Below are 17,487 nucleotides of genomic sequence, written 5' to 3' on the forward strand. Positions count from 1 at the left end.
TTTGTTAATACTACAAGCTATTCATAAAGATTTTGAATTAAACTTAAGACTAACATCGCCCCTTTACAATTAAAAAACAACAAGTATGCAACCTTCCTTCCAATACAAGCCCTTTCCATACTCCATCAGCTAAGCAATGGATTCATTTACCTTAAAACTACCGTAGCATCAAACATGGCTTTTTTCAAGGTGTCAAGCTCTTTTCTTTTCCTAGCCTCATCCCATGCAAAGTGCTCCGCCATGAATCTCAATACGATAGGCATATCCTTCTTAATTTCTGATATATGAAAAAATAATTTGCCCGTACGTTGATTAAAGAAATCGACCATTTTAAGCAGCATTTCCTCTTTTAGGGCATAACCTAAGGTTGCCTGCACAAGTGCTTCTTCTTTCATTAATCCGCCTTCTACTCCTCGAATATACTCTTCTACAATACCCGAAGATCTCGTTCCATAACAAAACACGAGTTCCCGCACATCCCCTCTTACTAAGCCGAAGGGCTTTGCTCGGGCACAAAGCTCCACAAAGAATTTTTCCACTTCATGATAACTTCTAAACTCTCCTCCAAAAAGCTTCAAAGATTTCGTTTTCGCTTTACCTAGCTCCTCTTTTTTATTTATAAAAAACTTATTTATCACTCCATCTACCACCATTTCGGCCATTTTCCTGAACCCTGTCAACTTCCCGCCTGCTATGGTCACCAGCCCCGAACTATCAAAATACAACTCGTCTTTCCTAGACATCTCAGAAGCTTTTTTCCCTTCCTCAAATATCAACGGGCGCAGCCCAGCCCACGATGATTCAACACCTTTTATACTAAGGTTCAAGGTTGGGAAAACCTGATTTACAGCGCTGATCAAATACTCAACATCTTCAACTGCAACCTTTACTTCGTCGGGCGAACCAGCGTGCGGAGTATCGGTTGTGCCTATATACGTCGCCCTGCCCCTCGGGATCAAAAAGATCATTCTTCCATCGGAATGGTTGAAATAGATAGCTTGCTTGATGGGCACCAACTCATGTGCCAGCACTATGTGCACCCCTTTGGTAAGGAATAACTTCTTAGACTGGGGCAAATTTTTCAGCTTTTCTGCCCAAGGACCCGTAGCATTTACCACCACTTGCGCATCAATCTGAAACTCATCTCCTACCAACCCGTCTTTACATGCTAGACCAGCCACCTTACCCGCAGAATCGTACACTACTGATTGTGCCTGGACATAGTTTATGCACCGGGCATCAAAAGTTGCCGCTGTTTTTAATGTTTCGAGCGTAAGGCGAGCATCATCGGTGCGGTACTCTGCATAGTAGCCTGCCCCTATAATAGGAATCCCGCTCAGAAGCGGTTCGAGCAACTCTCCTTCGCTTGGCTTTAGCATTTGGTAGCGGTCGCGTGCAGGAACTCCCGCCAACCTATCGTACAAAAACAGCCCAACAGAAAGGATGAACTTGGAAAATATATTTCCAGAAAATAACGGAAGCAACATCTTTTCGGGGCGAACCAAATGCGGCGCCATCTTGTGTACAATTGCCCGCTCTTTACCAACTTTGGCAACAAGGGCCAATTCGAGCTGCTTTAGGTAGCGCAAGCCTCCGTGGATAAGCTTGGTAGACCGACTGCTCGTCCCCGAGGCAAAATCCCCTTTTTCGACCAAGGCAACGTTTAGCCCACGAGATGCCGCATCGAGTGCGATTCCCGCACCTGTTATCCCCCCTCCTACTATCACTAGGTCAAAAGTTTTTTTCTTGAGTTCGCTTATTAGAAGATGCCTGTTTTGAGAGTTGAAAAAATTCATAGAAACATGAGGGTTAGCGTGTACTATTTCGGTTTTTATACATCAACACGAAAATGAAGGAAGGTGTTACAAAAGGGTACACTGGTAAGGGAATTTCTATTTTTTTTACCTCAAGATGTGATTTTTTGCAAGGTCTTCTTACTAACGTAGTGTAATCAATTTGAAAAATGTGAAAAACAGAGATGACTTTATAAAAGTGGTTCAGGCAAACGAGGCGATCATTTATAAAATCACCAAGGTATATACCACAGACTCGGAAGATCAGAAAGACCTTTACCAAGAGGTAGTCTTTCAGCTATGGAAGTCTTTTGAATCTTTCCGAGGAGAATCGGGCATAGGGACGTGGATTTACCGTGTCGCTTTGAATACTGCCATTTCCCACCTCAACAAAGAAAAAAAGAAGGGCAACCATTTTTCGATGGACGATGGCATATTGGAAAAATTTGAGCCCCAAGACCAAACCCTCGAAGAGCAAACAAAAGTACTTTATGCCCATATAAAAGAGCTGGGCATAGTGGAAAAAGGACTCGTACTGCTCTATTTGGAAGGGAAAAGCTATGACGAAATTGCAGAAATAACGGGGTTTTCCATATCGAATGTGGGCACTCGCCTATCGAGAATAAAGCAAAAATTGAAAACACAGGTCAGTAAAAAACAAGAGCTATGGAACTAGATGAAATGAAAGCCCTGTGGGAAAACATGGGCAAAGAAATGGAAAAACAAAAAGTATTAACCCATAAACTTATAGTAGACATGACGAAGGAAAAATACCAGAACAGATTACAAAAAATTATCCGCATTGAAGGCGCTGGCACTATTATATGCATAATATACGCTGGCGTAATCTTATTCAACTTTGGCAAACTGGAGGCTTGGTACTTGGAAGCCCTTGGGATATTTTCCATTTTGGTGTTCCTGCTGTTGCCCTATTTCTCTCTAAAAACGATAGTTAACCTCAAAAAGCTAGACATAGGAATAGCGACATACAAACAACTGCTTTCTCAGTTTGCCATCAGACGAAAACGCTTTTTCTATGTTCAAAAAATGGGAGTGGTTCTCGGCTTTTTGTTGGGGGTGGCTATTCTCCCCGTAGTTTCCAAAATAACGAGTAACAAGGATTTCCTTGCCGAAAGCCAATATTGGATGTTTCTATACATTCCTTTTCTAGTCATCTCCTTGTTCTTTTTTAGCCGCTGGACATTGGGTAAATATGCCCGGATAGCCGACTCTGCAGAGAACTTATTAAAAGACCTTGAGGAATAAACCCAAAACAACCCGAACTATTTCCCTCTTTAGTTTCCTAAAGGGGAAATAGTTTGCTAAATTTTAGCTACTGCACTTTAGCCAAATCTTTAATACCCTCAACCAACCTATCCATTTCTTTGGTATTGGTGTACACATGCGGGGTTACCCTCATTCCTGTATACTTCCCGTTTTTATCAGATTTATAGGTCAGGTGAACGTGATAATCTTTGTATAATCTGTCAACCACATCTCTTTCATCCATATTTTTTAGAGAAAAAGAACCTAATGCACAGGCATACTCGGGTTTTAAAGAAGTTTTAACTTCTACATTAGGAATATCGGCTACTCGTGTAATCCAATAATCCTTCAGATAGCGCAACCTTGCTTCTTTGCGCTCGCCCCCAATGGTGTTGTGAAAATAAATAGCCCTGGCTATGGAAAGCTCGGCCGGCAGGTTGCGAGTGCCAAATGTTGAAAACTTGTTTATATCATCGCTCTGAGGATCTTCATGGGTAAAGAGTGGCCAAAGTTTTTTGATCTCCTTCTTTTTCACATACAACATCCCCGTGCCAAAAGGAGCACAAAGCCACTTATGTAGGCTTGTCCCATAAAAATCACAGCCGAGATCTGAAATCTTAAAATTAAGGTGGGCAAATGCATGGGCTCCATCTACCAACACTTTTATTTCCGGATTGATTTTCTTTACCGCAGCGGTGATTTTCTTCACGGGCATGATATTTCCGTTCAGGTTATTTACATGGGTGATGGTAACTACTTTGGTTTTCTCAGTAACAGCATTTGTGTAAGCATTTACTATTGTATCATCATCTTCAATAGGGAGGTCGAACGAAACCCACTTCAACACTATACCGTACCTCGCTTCTGCCTCTTCCCATGTGTTCATTACCGAAGTATAATCTTGCTCACACAAAACCACTTCGTCACCCTTGGCGTAATCCATTCCCCAAATCACCGTATTAATCGCTTCAGTCGTATTTCTGTTGACAGCAATCTCTTCAGGACTACACCCAGCCAAGACAGCAAGTTGTTCCCTTACCGAATCCGAAATAGAACCTTTGCTCCACATATGCATAGAAGGGATAGTATTGAACTCCTTTGTATAATGTTCAAATACTTCCTGAACCACTTTGGGTTGTGGGCTCACACCTCCATTATTGAGGTTGGCAATGGTGGTAGAAACTGAATATTCATTTCGCACCCAATCCCAAATAAATTCATCTTCTGCAAATTGGGGAAGCCCCCTCCAAACTTGCTGTTCTTCCAATGAGGCATTTGCCAAATGGGGAAAGCCGATACTGGCTGTAGTTGCTAAAGCTGTAGCCGCTTTGCATCCTTTTTTCAAGAATTTTCTTCTACTACTCATAGTGATTTTAGGTCAATAATGTGATAAATACTCGTGTTCCCGATAGTTGTTGGTAGTAAATAACATTGGCTTTGGTAAATAAATACCTTGGGGAGGGATAGGGTGCGGTTAATACCTAAAGGATAGTTATTCCTAAATTTAATAATTAAGCGGTCATTATGGGCATGCAAAAACACTTTTCTCATGAAAAAGAAACCAACATATATTGATTTGAAGAGTCAAATTCATTGAGTTTGGTTTGTTAAAAACAAGCAAGTTTTTTTTACAACAAGAGACATCGATCCGTATCTTAGTCAAAGACTTCAACCAAACATAAAATGGAAAGCTCCTATTTTTTACTCGTATTCATCATAGGGATAATTCTTTACATTAGGGTTTTTAGCGATTTAACAAAAGCCGAGTTCAAAAGCGATCAACCAAAACACTGATGGCATTATGCATCATTTGTTCTCCAATTTTAGGGGCAATTCTTTATTTCAGTTCAAGGAACAGGCTGCATGCTTCAAAACCAAGGGAATTTAACCCCCTCTTCAGGAAGACAAGTTTTTAAATGCTTGCTTCTGAGTGGTAAAAAGGTTATATTGATGTATCTCATACACAAAACCAATAGCCATGTCAACTAATGAAAACTTAGGAGGTATATATGCCCTCAAAGCCTTGTTCTTAGCCGAGTTCATCATAGCATTTTTAATCACTTCTTTTGTCGCACTAGCCACTCACTCCTTTATTTATCTCGACACCGTATTTAATGGAATAGGAATACTAAATATTGCCACATTTGTAGTGCTATCGGCTATTTTAGCTTATTTGGTAGGAAAACAAGCAAAAAAAATAAGGATAGAGAAAACGGGGAAAAGAATCCTGATCAGCTTTACCGCCGCTCTGTTCATTACCCTGCTAGCCACATTACTGACAAGCGTACTTGCCCTGATCTTTAGCCAAACCCCACACAGCTTTGCACAAACCCTACAATTACTTGCCCGCAACATATTATGGATGGCTGTTTTGAGCATTTTTCCCCTAACCGTTGCCAGTATCTGGTTTGCCTATAAGTTGGGAAGAAAGTAAAAAAAAGTACTGTGCTACATAAAAGTAAAAGCCTAAAAATTAAAATTCAGGATTTTTACTTTGCCCATATCCTCTTGCGATACTTGTGGCTGTTTGTACTGTTGGGGCACGTTGTCCCAATTTTTGTATTTATTTCCTCCTACGTAATAGCCTCCACTTGAAGAGAGGGTGGAAGGTGTGTTCTGAAGATATACATTGTAGCTGCTTGTGGGCGCCGAGTTGCCCGCTTTCCCGTTGAGCACCATTTCCAATTTCCCATCACCATCTATATCGACATTTATCCAGTTGAGCTTTAGAATACGGTTATAACTTCCATCAACCACCATTTTCATGATTTCTTCATTGAACCCATCAATAATTTTTTGGGCATCGGGCAAATCTTTGCGAAGGGCAAAATGTAATGATCGAACCACTAGTGGAACAGCACCTACTTCAAGGTATGTGGCAACCTCTTCTTGCTGATAAAGCAACATATTTTGAATCAATAGCGCATCTACTAACATGTATTCTACTTCACTCTTAAGCAAACTTTCTAGGTTCGCTTGGTCACTTTCTCCTGGCACAAATTCTATATCGATAGCAGACTCTACCTGCTCTCCATAAGCATACGAGCCTACTACCGCCACTTTTTTACCTTTCAAGTCGGAAAGTGAACTTGCACTTACATCCGAGCCTTTTCGCCCGACCAAAATCAACTGATTTTGTAAATAAGGCATTGAAAACAAGAGAAACTCTTCACGCTCAGGGCTTTTCCAAAGCGCCGCACTTCCATCATACGTTCCATCTTTGAGACTTGACAATACATCTTCAAAAGCAAGAATTTCAGTAGATGTTTTATTACCCTTTCTGTTCAAGGCATTTTCTACCAAATCGCTGGCGAAAGCCTTTTCGCCTTCTACATTGGTAAAAGGAGGCCATACATCGGAGGCTAATTTGAGTTGGACAGACTGGGCAAAAGCGCCGAACGTACACAAAAAGAATAGAATAGGTAAGAGAAGAGGTCTCATACAGCTTTAGTTAAATGTTAAGAGCTGTAATATAAGTTGAATTTTGGATAAGAAAAGAAAATATATAGATGGAAATAAAAAAAGCAGCGGTATCCCGCTGCTTTCTTCCTACGCTTTTAGTGCTATTACCGTAATATCATCTCGCTGCTCGGTAAACTCTTGATGTTTGTCCAAAGCCTCCTCAAACTCGCCTTGCTGTTTCTCCATAGAAAAACTGTTATTGGCTTCTATCAGGTCTTTAAATTTCTTAGAGCCAAACCTTCTCCTGTTAACATCATTCTGATCAATATATCCATCAGTGGTAAGGTACAACAAATCACCTTTGTGAATTAAAAGCTCTCTCGTATTAAAACTCTTGAGCTCTCCTACACTTTTCCTTCCTCCAATGGAAAGACGATCACTTTTGAGCTGAACTAGCTCTCCTCCTGTTATCACAAACAGAACATGCTTAGCGCCTGCGTACTTTAGCTTCACAGTTTCATGCTCTCCATATTCCAATATACAAAAACCTACATCCATCCCATCGTTAATGCTCTGGTCATTACTACTCAGTCTTTCTATTAGGTTTTTGTTCAAATAATTTAATATGTCGGCAGGATCGTCAAGTTTTTGACGTACAATAGCTTCCGTCAGAATACTATTGCCCATTATAGACATCAAAGCGCCAGGAACACCGTGCCCTGTACAATCTACCACAGCAATAAACTTGAAATTGTCCCTTTCAGAAGCCCAATAGAAATCTCCCGAAACAATATCCTTTGGTTTATAGATCAAAAAGCTTTCGGGTAGGATATTGTGAAACTTATCTCCAGAAGGTAAAATGCTATTTTGAATTCGCTTTGCATACGCAATACTTTCCATTGTTTTTTGATTTTCAACTTCAAGTATTTCCTTTTGCTGAGCTATCATCTCCTGGTTTACCTGTAGCTCTTCGTTGGTCTCATTAATGATAGCATTTTTCTCTTCCAGCTTTTTACGAGATTTCCTGTTATGAATTAAGCCAAAAACAGCCATCAAGATAATGATTAACGCCAGACCAATAATACCAATTCCATATTTCTTAATCCTTTCTGCTTCTTTAAGGGCTATATCTTGTAGTTCCTTGTCTTTTTGTAAAAGTGAAATAGCATTTTCTTTCTTCTTCTTCTCTGCCTCTTGCAACTCCTTATTCTTCTCCAAAAGGGCAATTTGCTGATCTTGCTGCTGTGCTTGAAACTGTTGCTCGGTAAGCATAAGCAATTGCTTCACCCTATCTTTTTCAAGCTGCTGATTTTTGAGCTCAATAGCTTGCAGTTCTTGATTCCTTTTGGCAAGATCCAATTCTTTCGCTTGCATCGCCATTTGGTTTTCTCTTCTTTCCGCTTCCAAAGCAAGCTTCTTTAGCTCTTTAGATTTCCTCTCATTTTCCTGGATTAGCTCTCTAATTTCCTCCTCTAGCTGATTAGCATCTGCCTGTTGTTTCAGCATATCTTCCTGCCTTTCCTTCTCTAAGGCTTTTAACTCCTCATCTAAATCACTGTACTTTTTGCCATACTCCTTCGCTTTTTTTTGCATATCTTCCTTGAGATATATCAAGGAAAGTAGTTTATAACTAGTTAGCAATGTCTTTTTTGACTCGATACTTTCACCTATTCTAATAGCAGAAAGAACATCTTTCATTGCTTGGATATTATTTCCGCTTATGTAGTAATTAGCTGCTAAATAGTTGAGTGTTTCAGCTTTGCCTTTTTCGTTTTCATTGGTTTTATAAAGATCAAGTGCCTGATTGAAATAGAATTTAGCCTTGGCAAATGCTTTCAAATTAGTGTGAGCAACGCCAACATTATTAAGTATTGTTGCTTTTTGCTCTAAAGCCAAGTCTTCTATACTATTTGCTAAGTCAATAGACTTTTGAAAATACTCGAAAGACTTTTTTTCTTTTTCAAGCCTTTTATAATTAAAGCCCAAATTATTATAAGTTGTACTTAGTTCTGAAACGTATGCAGGTTCTGTTTCAAGAATCTCAGCAACTTTTTCAGTATATGTCATCGATTTTTCAAAGTCATTTGAAAGCTTTGCCAATGTCGATAAGTAATTGAGTGTATTGATACTTCCATTGATGTTTTTCTCTTTTTGAAAAATAAGAAGGATGCGAGAATAAACAGTGAATGCCTTATCATAGTTACGAGACTCTACTTCACAAGCTGCCCAATTTTGTAGAGAGTTCATCTTCATTTCCTTCTCTAGTCTCCCTTCTTTGCTATTAACACAGCTTTTATAATACTCTACTGCTTTTGGGTAATTTTTTTGAGATTGGTAAAGAAGGGCTATTTGATAGTGCAAGCTCCTGATTTCATTCTCTTTATCGGGAAGTTCTAATAAATATTTCTCCGCTCTTAAATAGAAAAACATGGCTTCGTCATACTTCTCCAAACGATAGTTACACTGCCCTTGAAGGATTGTACTATTAACCTTACCGTCGAAATAGATGATACTATCCGCCAGGTTAAAAGCTGTTTCAGCATAATCTAGCGATAGCTCAAATTGCTGTCTATAAAAAGCCTTTTTAGAATATGCTAAGAGCTCATCAATCTTCAACGTATCAGACGACGACTCTATATTATTGAATGACAATGCTTCCACTTCATTTGGCTTAGCTAGTAAACCTACTAAAAGTAAAATAACCAAGGTGTTATATATTAAAATGATCTTCATATCAAATCAGTCATTTTCAGTTAGTAAGAATAATTTAAGCCTAGTAAATAAATCGGCCTTACCCTATCTGAGTAAATAAATTCAGGGTTGTCACTTGACAATAAATTTTTAGCATTTACAAAAACACTAAACCTTTCAAAAATATTATTGTACGAAACCTTTATATTAAGAGCATGTTTAAATTTTGAAAAGAGCCGGGCAGGCTAAAACTTTGTAGTGACGAAACAACAAAGTTTATGGAAACAGGATATACCCGCTTGACCTCCCGGCAATGGCAATATATAAAAGAATATCTTCCCGTGGAAAGGAAACGCAAATATGACCTCAGGGACGTGGTGGACTCGATCTTGTACTGCATGCGCAGCGGACAGCAGTGGCGCAGCCTCTCGGGCGAGGGACGCCCTCCTTGGAATGTGGTATACTATTATTTCCGCAAGTGGCAGGGGGACAACACGCTTTTTCGGCTGAACGCGGCACTCAACCAACTAGAGCGCAAGAGGAAGGGCAAGAAGGCGACCCCGAGCATGCTTTCCATTGATAGCCAGTCGGTAAAGTGCGCGCCTTTTATCGGGCAGGACACGGGGCTGGACGGCAACAAGAAGGTGAACGGGAGAAAAAGGCACGTCATCACCGATACGCTCGGGCTGGTATGGGGAGTGGTCGCCACTGGCGCCAACGAGCATGACGGCACGATAGGGCAACGGGTGGTGGAGCCCCTCTTGGGCTACCTGCACAGGATGGAAAAGATCCTGGCAGACCAGGCCTATAAAAAGAAGTTCACCGGATGGGTAGAGGACAACATAAGGGGCGTAGAGGTCGAGATATCCTCTTGTCCCCCAACCCCCAGGGGCTTTGTGCCCATCAAGTGGAGATGGGTCACCGAGAGGACATTCGGCACGTTCAATTTCTTCCGGAGGCTGTCCAAAGACTATGAAAAAACTACCAAAAGCCAAGAAGCTTGGGTTTTATGGCAAAACTGCCAAATAATACTTAATAGGATCAAAAAAATGCCTATTTAAAATTTTTAAACATGATCTAAGGCTGAATGATCCATTCATAGGTCTTTCTGTATTTCGGTCCATTAAGGAATGCCCACTGAAGTAATACATATTAGCAAAAGTGCTAAGGTTTTTTAGCGGACTATATTCTAAATAAGCACCCCCATAAAACTGAGGCGTAGGAGTATAACTTACTACGGTAGAATCAAAGTTGTTATTAAATATCACATTAGTTCCTACTTGGTTCAAGTTTGTAAATTGAGTGCTTTGAAGAGTGATAAAAGTACCAAGTTGAACTCTTGAGAATAAGGCTATAATAGCCTTGGCAGTTACACCAAATTGCTTGGTTTCCAAAGAAGAATTTTCCTTTTTTCTATAAAACAACAGACTATCTTGAGATTGGGCTTCTTCTAGGTAATTATTTGAGTTATTAAAAAAGAACTCAAGGTCAAATTCAGTATTTTGAATTGCCTTTGTTCTCAACCCAACCTGTATCGAGTTCTTGGAAACTGATTTCAAGCCTTTATTGGCCTGCAGAATCAAAACATTCTCCTCTTCTACATTAGCTATTTGGTTTTGAGGGTAGTTCCGCAAAAAAGGGGAAGCATTCATAGACGTTATGCCAGCTCTAAATATAAAATCATTAGTAACCTTATAAGTACCTGTAAGAGCACCATTGAAAACAAAGGACTCCGCAATGTTATAAGTCTCCAATCGAGTAACCCCTAATAGCCTCAGTTTATCATTAACCTTTAAATCTCCATTGAGGTAAAATGATGTGTTTTGGTAAGAAAGGTCTAATGGCGGTCCGAGATTACTTCCTCCCCCTTGGTTTTCAGGGTTAAAACTCGTCACCTCACTTATATTTGAATATTTGCCTGTCTGGTAACTTATTCCAGGAATAACAACTAGCTTGTTAAACTTAAAGTTATAACTAACATTGACAAACGTTTGGCTAAAGTTATAATCACTATTAGGGTAATCAACAGAGTAATTACGCTCCCCATTCGTTAACCCTACTTGGATGTTTAGCCCATGAATATTGCCATTCACTTTGAAAAAATTACTCTTTGAGCGCCGCATAACCATCGCCATAAGGGTGTCGATACCCATAGATGTTGTTTGTGCAAGTGAGTTTTGAAGGCCTAATTGCGCATCAAAACTAATTCCCTCACTTAGCTTGAGCGTTAAGAAACCATTTGCCCCATATTTTTGGAGTGCCGCATCTGAATAGGTATTAGTTTCAAATGCATTAGGATTATAAAACAAAAGAGAATCACTTTGTATATATTGATCTTTTACCAATGAGTAATAATCGGTGAACGGGCGGTTTAGTGTATGATAATAACCTGATAACCGAGCCTGCAGCTTATTTTCGATACCATAATTAATAGCTCCATTATATTGGTAATTGTTATCAGTGCCAGCTGAAGCCATTGCCTCACCACTTAACCCATTTTTTCTCTTGCTTTTTGTTACAATATTAATTGACCCTGCTACAGCATTATTCCCATAAACGGGATTTCCGCCTCTCACCACCTCAATTCTTTCAATATCGTTCATATCTACTGGAAGTGCCTCCCATAGTATATCTCCCCATAAGTAATCTATCATAGGGATGCCATCGATCATGACCAACAGTTGCGAAGTCTGGTCGTAGCCAGAAAGGACATCTCCACCGGGAAAATAACCTGCACCACGTATTTGCACATCATAATTACCATTCGACTTTTGTCTAACTATTACACCTGGGCATAATTTTAAAACTTCGGGAACGGAGTTAGCACCAGAAAGCTCAATTTGCCTTTTCCCGATTACCGAAAGGTCAAAAGGAGAATCGAAAGCTCTCTCAAGCTTATTGGAAGCACCATAAACTTTCAGTCCTTGAATACCTTCTACTGGTAGGTTTAAAATATCTTCCTCTACAGTAAGCTTAAAACCCTTTTCACTTACAAGCGTGTCAGGTTGGGAAAGAACAGGCTTAACAAAGCCTGTAACTAGCAGCAATAAAATTAGTGTTTTCAGTAAGTGGTTCATCATATTTCGATACAATCTGTATATCATAACTGACAATTAGTAGATATCATATTGAGAAATGCTTTTTTAGTTTAACTAATGCTAAATATCTGTGTGAATCGATTGGACTACTGAATTGCTAGATATAGACGTACCCTGAATAGCTCTTACCCTTGTATAATAAGTAGTATTAGGCTGTAGACCTTCAACAATAATGTTATTAGAGTCTACGAACTTGGCATCGTATGCTGTCAAGATATTACTGAAACTTGCATCAGTTGCAACGTCTATCAAATAGCCATCTATATTAGAAATAGCATCCCATCCGATTTCATAAGAAAATACAGCTTTCTCTCCTTCGGTCAGTGTACTGCCATAGGTCATAATAGCCTTTATCTGATCTCGGGTTATTGGAGTATTATAAATCCTTAAATCATCTACCATACCGTGTAGGTATTCACTCCCCAAACTTGAAATGATTACCGCTCCATTGGCTCCCCCCATTCCAGGTTGACCACCATGATAACTTATTTCACCTTTTAGAAAATCGGTGTTAGCACTTACAGCATCCCCTCCATCGATATGCAAACGTATTTCACCATTGTCATAAATGGCTGTGATATGATACCAAATATCTGGGCTAAGACTTACAGATGTAACATAGTCATATTCATCATCGTCCCCTGCCGTTACAATTATTTGGTTGTTCACTAGCCCTATGGCCATGCCATTTGTTGCCCCTCCTTCTTCATAAATCAACCCCGACTCATTTATCCCAAAAAATTTGACCCATAATGCTATGGTTCTTTCTCTAAAAGATGCCTTAAGAAAAGCGGCATCATCAGTAAGGTTTATCCTATCATCAATTCCATCAAAACTCAAAGCACCATCAACAGCACCCGTAACCCAGCAAGTCGAAAGATCCATGTCTTTCAGTATGCCTGACTGAGTACCTAACTCATTATATACATACTCTCCAGAAGCTTCATCAAATTTGAAGTGTACATCTAAGTCTTGGGAAGATGTCGGAGGGTAGACATCTGTGATTGCATCTAGATCTGGTATAGGAAGAGCCGCCAGCGAAGTAGCTATTGTCTCCGAGTAGCCAGATGTATAACCTTTAGCAGAGGTCCTCACTCTGTAGTAATAGGTATTCCCTGCATATACCCCATGATTTGTACTATTTAATTCGAAGGAAGTAGCCGTACCGACTACCTTGCCATCAAAGTCTGGTAACATTTGTGTAAATTCAGCATCTCTCGATACGTCAAGAATATAGTTATCAGCATCTCCTACCGACTCCCATCTGGCACTGAACTTATAATAAGATGAACTACCATCATCTACGGCTAAAGGAGCCTCTAGTTCTTGGGTTATGGCACTATGTGTATCTGAATAAACGGAATAAGAATTATCCCTTTTTGCCTTTATCCTAAAGTAATATTCCTTTTGGGGCTCTAGCTCGGTAACTGTTTCCGAAGTACTTGCCAATTCTTTCGCCTCATAGCCATCTACAAAATCACTGAAACTAGAATCTGTAGCTACATCCAATAAATAAACCGTTGCACCTTCCTCCTCTGCCCAAGTGACCTTGAAGGAAACCAGCCCAACGTCAGACGTGCCCAAGATCAATGGCTTCCCAAAGCCTTGCGTGCCGGCCTCCACAATATTGGAATATCCAGAAACAGAGCTATTCCTTTTCGCCCTGATCCTGTAATAATACGTATGGTCCACCTCAAGCCCTTCTACCAAAGCAGTGGTCCCAACTATCTCCTTTTCTGTATAGTTTTCCAGCTTCTGAGAAAAACCCTTGTCCAGCGCCACGTCGAGCAGATACGTGGAGGCACCTTCCACAGCCTCCCAGTTTGCATGGAAGTCCAACAGGCCCCCATCGCTCGCGGCAAGCGCCCTAGGCGCTTCAAAGGCTTCCGTTTTGGTCCCGACCACATTTGAGTACGGGGAAACGCTTTTGCCATTCACGCCCCTTACCCTATAGAAATACCCTTGCCCCACCTCTAGGTTCTTCACCTCTAGCAAGGTATCGCCCAGCGATAACCCGGAATAATCGGGAAGGATATTTTCGAAAGCTTCGTCTGTAGCTATATCCAGCAAATAAGACTTTGCACCTTCTAACTGATGCCAAACAGCCACAAAACCGGTAAGGCTATATTCTGTGGGATGGAGAGCAACAGGCCTATCGAATGCCGGCATTTCTATTACTGTCACTCCAGAGTAACCCGAAAACTCAACGGCACCTTTGCCCCGCGCCCTAAAGTAGTAGGTTTCCCCGGGCTGTAAGTCGCTTAGTAGTAATTCAAGCGCTTCCACCTTTACGCTTGAATAACTGCTCAACAGGTTCTCGAAACCCTCATCTGTGGCTATATCGATGTAATAGCTCGTAGAGCCCTCCAGCTCATGCCATTCTATTGTTGCCTCGGTATTGGAAATGAAATCCACCGATTTGAACTGTGGGACGCTCAATGCCTCGGTACGAAGTCCAATTACATTCGAATGCCCCTGACCCGCCTTCCACGCGCTCACCCTGTAATAATACGATTGGTTCACATCTAGGCCCTCGACCAGAATTGTAGTATCGGCTACTTCCTTGTTGCTGTATTCATCAACTATGTTTGAGAAGCTCTCGTCGGTAGCAACTTCCAGCCAATACGTCTCATATCCTATGATCTTGCTCCATTTCGCCTCAAAGGTAGTAGAGGTCACTTGCCCAGGTTCGTAGGCTATCGGACGGGGAACAATGTATTCTGTCTCTTCTAGCTTACAGCCAAATAAAAGAAACAATAATAAAAAGTTAATTAGAGTGGTAGTTCTTAGCATTAGTTATCTTGAAATTGTTTTTTTACTGTTAACCAACATCAGCCTAACGCCCACTCTAAAAATGTTAGTACTTACTATTTTTTTAAAACTTACATCTGTAAAATCGGGTTTTGAAAATATTATTGGATAGTTTATATCAATCTCACTATTCGAATCTTTTTTATTTTTCTACAACAACACCTATCATTTATACTAGTCCGAAAGAGTTCTTCATTTAATAAGTTATAATTAACAAATCGGGCTTTTTTCTGCTTACATAAAAAGGTAATCCCATAACCACCACTGATTCACCCACTAACAAGCATATTCGAAAAGCTCAAAACACCATAAAACAAGCATAGTATAACATGCGCTTAGAATAGCTATAAGTTATTCACTTGTTAATAACAATTCAAATATTTAACAACAAGCAAAAACCCCTTCTTTAGATAATACAATCAATCCAATTTATGAGACCAATAGATTTTTTATCATTTATCCTCTACTTGTACAAATCTTCTCATTGTTAGTTTACAACACATAGCTTATAATTTCTTTCATAAAACCAATTTTCCTACATCTGACTATTCGGCTTTTTAACAATCGTTCACCAAGCTTTTACAAACAAAAATAACGCTCAAGTCACTCATAGGCAATTTACCTAGCTTTTCCCAAAAAAAGCTACAGACCAAAGCAGGGAGAAATTATAATTAATATAAGTAGTCATTACCCCTATTTAAAACCGCTCTTCAAATAGACTTACCGACAAAACTCAATTGCCATTGATTCAGGTAAAATCTCTTGAGCACTCAAGCTATTTACCCTAAATTGATTGTTCATTTCAATTTGTCACTGTCACCTATCTACCGCACTTATGCTAAAGCACCATATTCTCATCTCGTATAGAAACTTGGTAAGAAATAAGCTTTTTTCCACTATCAACATCCTTGGGTTGGCTCTTGGGCTTGCCTGTGCGCTTCTCATTTTACTTTGGGTAAATGACGAACTGAAAACCAATCGCTTCCACGAGAAAAACGACAGGCTCTTTCAAGTAATCTCTGAAGTAGAATTTACCAATGGAAAAGTGGAATATGGACACACCGTGGCAAGCCCTTTAGCAGAAGCCCTAAAAGCAAAAATCCCTGAAATAGAAGATGTGATACGGATGGACTGGGGCTCTCGTAATTTGCTTTTGGTTGAAGGAAATGGTATTCAAGAGCTCGGTCTCCATGCCGATGCCAGTTTTTTCAAAGTATTCAGCTTCGAATTAAAACAAGGAAACCCTGCAACGGTACTTGAAGACATGTATTCCATTGTTATTTCCCAAAACTTGGCAGACAAGTTTTTCCCAAACTCCCCTAACCTCCTCGGAAAGATCATCAACGTAAGAAACTGGGATGGCGATACCCCTTTCAAGGTCACAGGAGTATTTGACAAAGTCCCAGTACATTCATCTCTAAAATTCGACTATGTTCTTCCTTATAACTTCTAGCTTAGCAAGCGTGATTGGCTGAACAAATGGGGAAATATGTCGATCAAAATGAATGTTCTCCTAAAAGAAGGAACTGATTATGAAAAGGTAAATAAAAAGCTTAGCGGATTTATCGCACACCATATTGATGAAGAAAAAAGTACTGAAGTATTTCTGCAACCTTATAAGGACGTACACCTCTACCAACAGTTTTCCAAAGGAAGAAAAGCTAGGGGAAGGATTGCTTATGTTCGCCTTTTTAGCATTGTAGCCATATTTATATTGATAATAGGCTGCATCAACTTCATGAACCTTTCTACGGCAAAAGCTGGAAATAGAGCAAAGGAGGTGGGGATAAGAAAAGTAGTTGGGGCAAAAAAGCGATCACTTATGGGACAGTTTTTGGGGGAGTCGATGTTTATCACGTTCATAGCCATGCTGCTGGCAGTAGCCTTTGTAGAAGTATTCCGACCTACTTTCAACCAACTTACCAATAAGGAAATAGAAATCCCCTATTTCAACTCGGAATTTCTACTTTTTGTACTCATAATTAGCCTTATCACAAGTACCCTTTCGGGAAGTTACCCAGCAGTTTTCCTTTCTTCGTTTGTTCCCGTAAAAGTCCTTAAAGGGACATTTAAGCTCGGTGCTGGTGGCGACTGGGTACGTCGTTCTTTGGTTGTTTTCCAATTTGTACTTTCGTCCACGCTCATTACCTGCACGCTGCTTATCCACGATCAGATTTCCTTTATCCAAACCAAGAACTTGGGAATGGACAGGGAAAATGTATTGTACTTTGGCATCAATGAAGGCATTAGCAAACATGATGTTGCCTTTATGAATGAGTTTAAGCAGTTACCCGGAATTACGCAAGCCGCTTATGCAGGAGAAATCCCCCTCTCGGTTGGGAACTGAACCACGGATCCTAGGTGGGAGGGGAAAAAGGAGGGCGAAGAAATAGCTTTCCACGTCATCAGCTGCGATTATGGTTTTT

12 protein-coding genes are annotated in these 17,487 nt (G+C 40.1%); 6 read left to right on the forward strand and 6 right to left on the reverse strand.

Features of this window, described 5'->3' with window-relative positions; all coding sequences use genetic code 11:
* Positions 1–146: 146 nt before the first annotated feature.
* Positions 147–1,796: a glycerol-3-phosphate dehydrogenase/oxidase gene (locus tag R9C00_20100; protein ID WPO34004.1), complete on the reverse strand. Its 1,650-nt coding sequence runs from the start codon at positions 1,794–1,796 to the stop codon at positions 147–149.
* Positions 1,797–1,965: 169 nt separating this feature from the next.
* Between R9C00_20100 and R9C00_20105 the strand changes: the two genes are divergently transcribed.
* A complete protein-coding gene (locus R9C00_20105; GenBank protein WPO34005.1) occupies positions 1,966–2,469 on the forward strand; it encodes a sigma-70 family RNA polymerase sigma factor in 504 nt (167 codons plus the stop codon).
* The gene (locus R9C00_20110; protein WPO34006.1) at positions 2,460–3,059 is read left to right on the forward strand and encodes a hypothetical protein; all 600 of its coding nucleotides are present in this window, start codon (positions 2,460–2,462) and stop codon (positions 3,057–3,059) included. The genes R9C00_20105 and R9C00_20110 overlap by 10 nt, the downstream gene beginning before the upstream one ends.
* 67 nt (positions 3,060–3,126) lie before the next feature.
* On the opposite strand, the gene R9C00_20115 is transcribed toward R9C00_20110, so the two are convergent.
* Positions 3,127–4,425 carry an aminotransferase class V-fold PLP-dependent enzyme gene (locus R9C00_20115; GenBank protein ID WPO34007.1) on the reverse strand — a complete coding sequence of 433 codons (1,299 nt, stop codon included), beginning with the start codon at positions 4,423–4,425 and terminating at the stop codon, positions 3,127–3,129.
* Positions 4,426–5,037: 612 nt separating this feature from the next.
* Between R9C00_20115 and R9C00_20120 the strand changes: the two genes are divergently transcribed.
* The gene (locus R9C00_20120; GenBank protein ID WPO34008.1) at positions 5,038–5,493 is read left to right on the forward strand and encodes a hypothetical protein; all 456 of its coding nucleotides are present in this window, start codon (positions 5,038–5,040) and stop codon (positions 5,491–5,493) included.
* A gap of 32 nt (positions 5,494–5,525) precedes the next feature.
* Here R9C00_20120 and R9C00_20125 read toward each other — a convergent pair whose 3' ends face one another.
* Together R9C00_20125 and R9C00_20130 are read right to left on the reverse strand one after the other, a co-directional pair.
* Positions 5,526–6,500: a transporter substrate-binding domain-containing protein gene (locus tag R9C00_20125; GenBank protein WPO34009.1), complete on the reverse strand. Its 975-nt coding sequence runs from the start codon at positions 6,498–6,500 to the stop codon at positions 5,526–5,528.
* Positions 6,501–6,608: 108 nt separating this feature from the next.
* Entirely contained in the window at positions 6,609–9,194 is a 2,586-nt protein-coding gene (locus R9C00_20130) for a tetratricopeptide repeat protein (protein ID WPO34010.1), read from the reverse strand.
* Between the two features lie 236 nt (positions 9,195–9,430).
* Here R9C00_20130 and R9C00_20135 point away from each other — a divergent pair, with 236 nt between their 5' ends.
* Positions 9,431–10,213, forward strand: a complete 783-nt coding sequence (locus R9C00_20135) for an IS5 family transposase (GenBank protein WPO34011.1) — start codon at positions 9,431–9,433, stop codon at positions 10,211–10,213.
* Here R9C00_20135 and R9C00_20140 read toward each other — a convergent pair.
* Together R9C00_20140 and R9C00_20145 are read right to left on the reverse strand one after the other, a co-directional pair.
* Entirely contained in the window at positions 10,160–12,232 is a 2,073-nt protein-coding gene (locus tag R9C00_20140) for a TonB-dependent receptor plug domain-containing protein (GenBank protein WPO34012.1), read from the reverse strand. The two genes, R9C00_20135 and R9C00_20140, sit on opposite strands and share 54 nt — an antisense overlap.
* Before the next feature lie 78 nt (positions 12,233–12,310).
* Positions 12,311–15,007: a LamG-like jellyroll fold domain-containing protein gene (locus R9C00_20145; GenBank protein WPO34013.1), complete on the reverse strand. Its 2,697-nt coding sequence runs from the start codon at positions 15,005–15,007 to the stop codon at positions 12,311–12,313.
* An 889-nt stretch (positions 15,008–15,896) separates the two neighbouring features.
* On the opposite strand from R9C00_20145, the gene R9C00_20150 reads away from it, so the two are divergent.
* Entirely contained in the window at positions 15,897–16,514 is a 618-nt protein-coding gene (locus R9C00_20150) for an ABC transporter permease (protein ID WPO34014.1), read from the forward strand.
* 36 nt (positions 16,515–16,550) lie between these two features.
* A complete protein-coding gene (locus tag R9C00_20155) occupies positions 16,551–17,408 on the forward strand; it encodes an FtsX-like permease family protein (GenBank protein ID WPO34015.1) in 858 nt (285 codons plus the stop codon).
* Positions 17,409–17,487 lie beyond the last annotated feature (79 nt).

The sequence above is a fragment of the Flammeovirgaceae bacterium SG7u.111 genome (assembly GCA_034044135.1).
Lineage (GTDB): Bacteria > Bacteroidota > Bacteroidia > Cytophagales > Flammeovirgaceae.

Bases quoted from the DNA above. Each gene is read 5' to 3' on its own strand.
- R9C00_20120 (WPO34008.1), top strand. From the start codon at position 5,038: ATGTCAACTAATGAAAACTTAGGAGGTATATATGCCCTCAAAGCCTTG.
- R9C00_20155 (WPO34015.1), top strand. From the start codon at position 16,551: ATGTCGATCAAAATGAATGTTCTCCTAAAAGAAGGAACTGATTATGAA.
- R9C00_20140 (WPO34012.1), bottom strand. From the start codon at position 12,232: ATGATGAACCACTTACTGAAAACACTAATTTTATTGCTGCTAGTTACA.
- R9C00_20110 (WPO34006.1), top strand. From the start codon at position 2,460: ATGGAACTAGATGAAATGAAAGCCCTGTGGGAAAACATGGGCAAAGAA.
- R9C00_20150 (WPO34014.1), top strand. From the start codon at position 15,897: ATGCTAAAGCACCATATTCTCATCTCGTATAGAAACTTGGTAAGAAAT.
- R9C00_20135 (WPO34011.1), top strand. From the start codon at position 9,431: ATGGAAACAGGATATACCCGCTTGACCTCCCGGCAATGGCAATATATA.
- R9C00_20100 (WPO34004.1), bottom strand. From the start codon at position 1,796: ATGAATTTTTTCAACTCTCAAAACAGGCATCTTCTAATAAGCGAACTC.
- R9C00_20115 (WPO34007.1), bottom strand. From the start codon at position 4,425: ATGAGTAGTAGAAGAAAATTCTTGAAAAAAGGATGCAAAGCGGCTACA.
- R9C00_20125 (WPO34009.1), bottom strand. From the start codon at position 6,500: ATGAGACCTCTTCTCTTACCTATTCTATTCTTTTTGTGTACGTTCGGC.
- R9C00_20130 (WPO34010.1), bottom strand. From the start codon at position 9,194: ATGAAGATCATTTTAATATATAACACCTTGGTTATTTTACTTTTAGTA.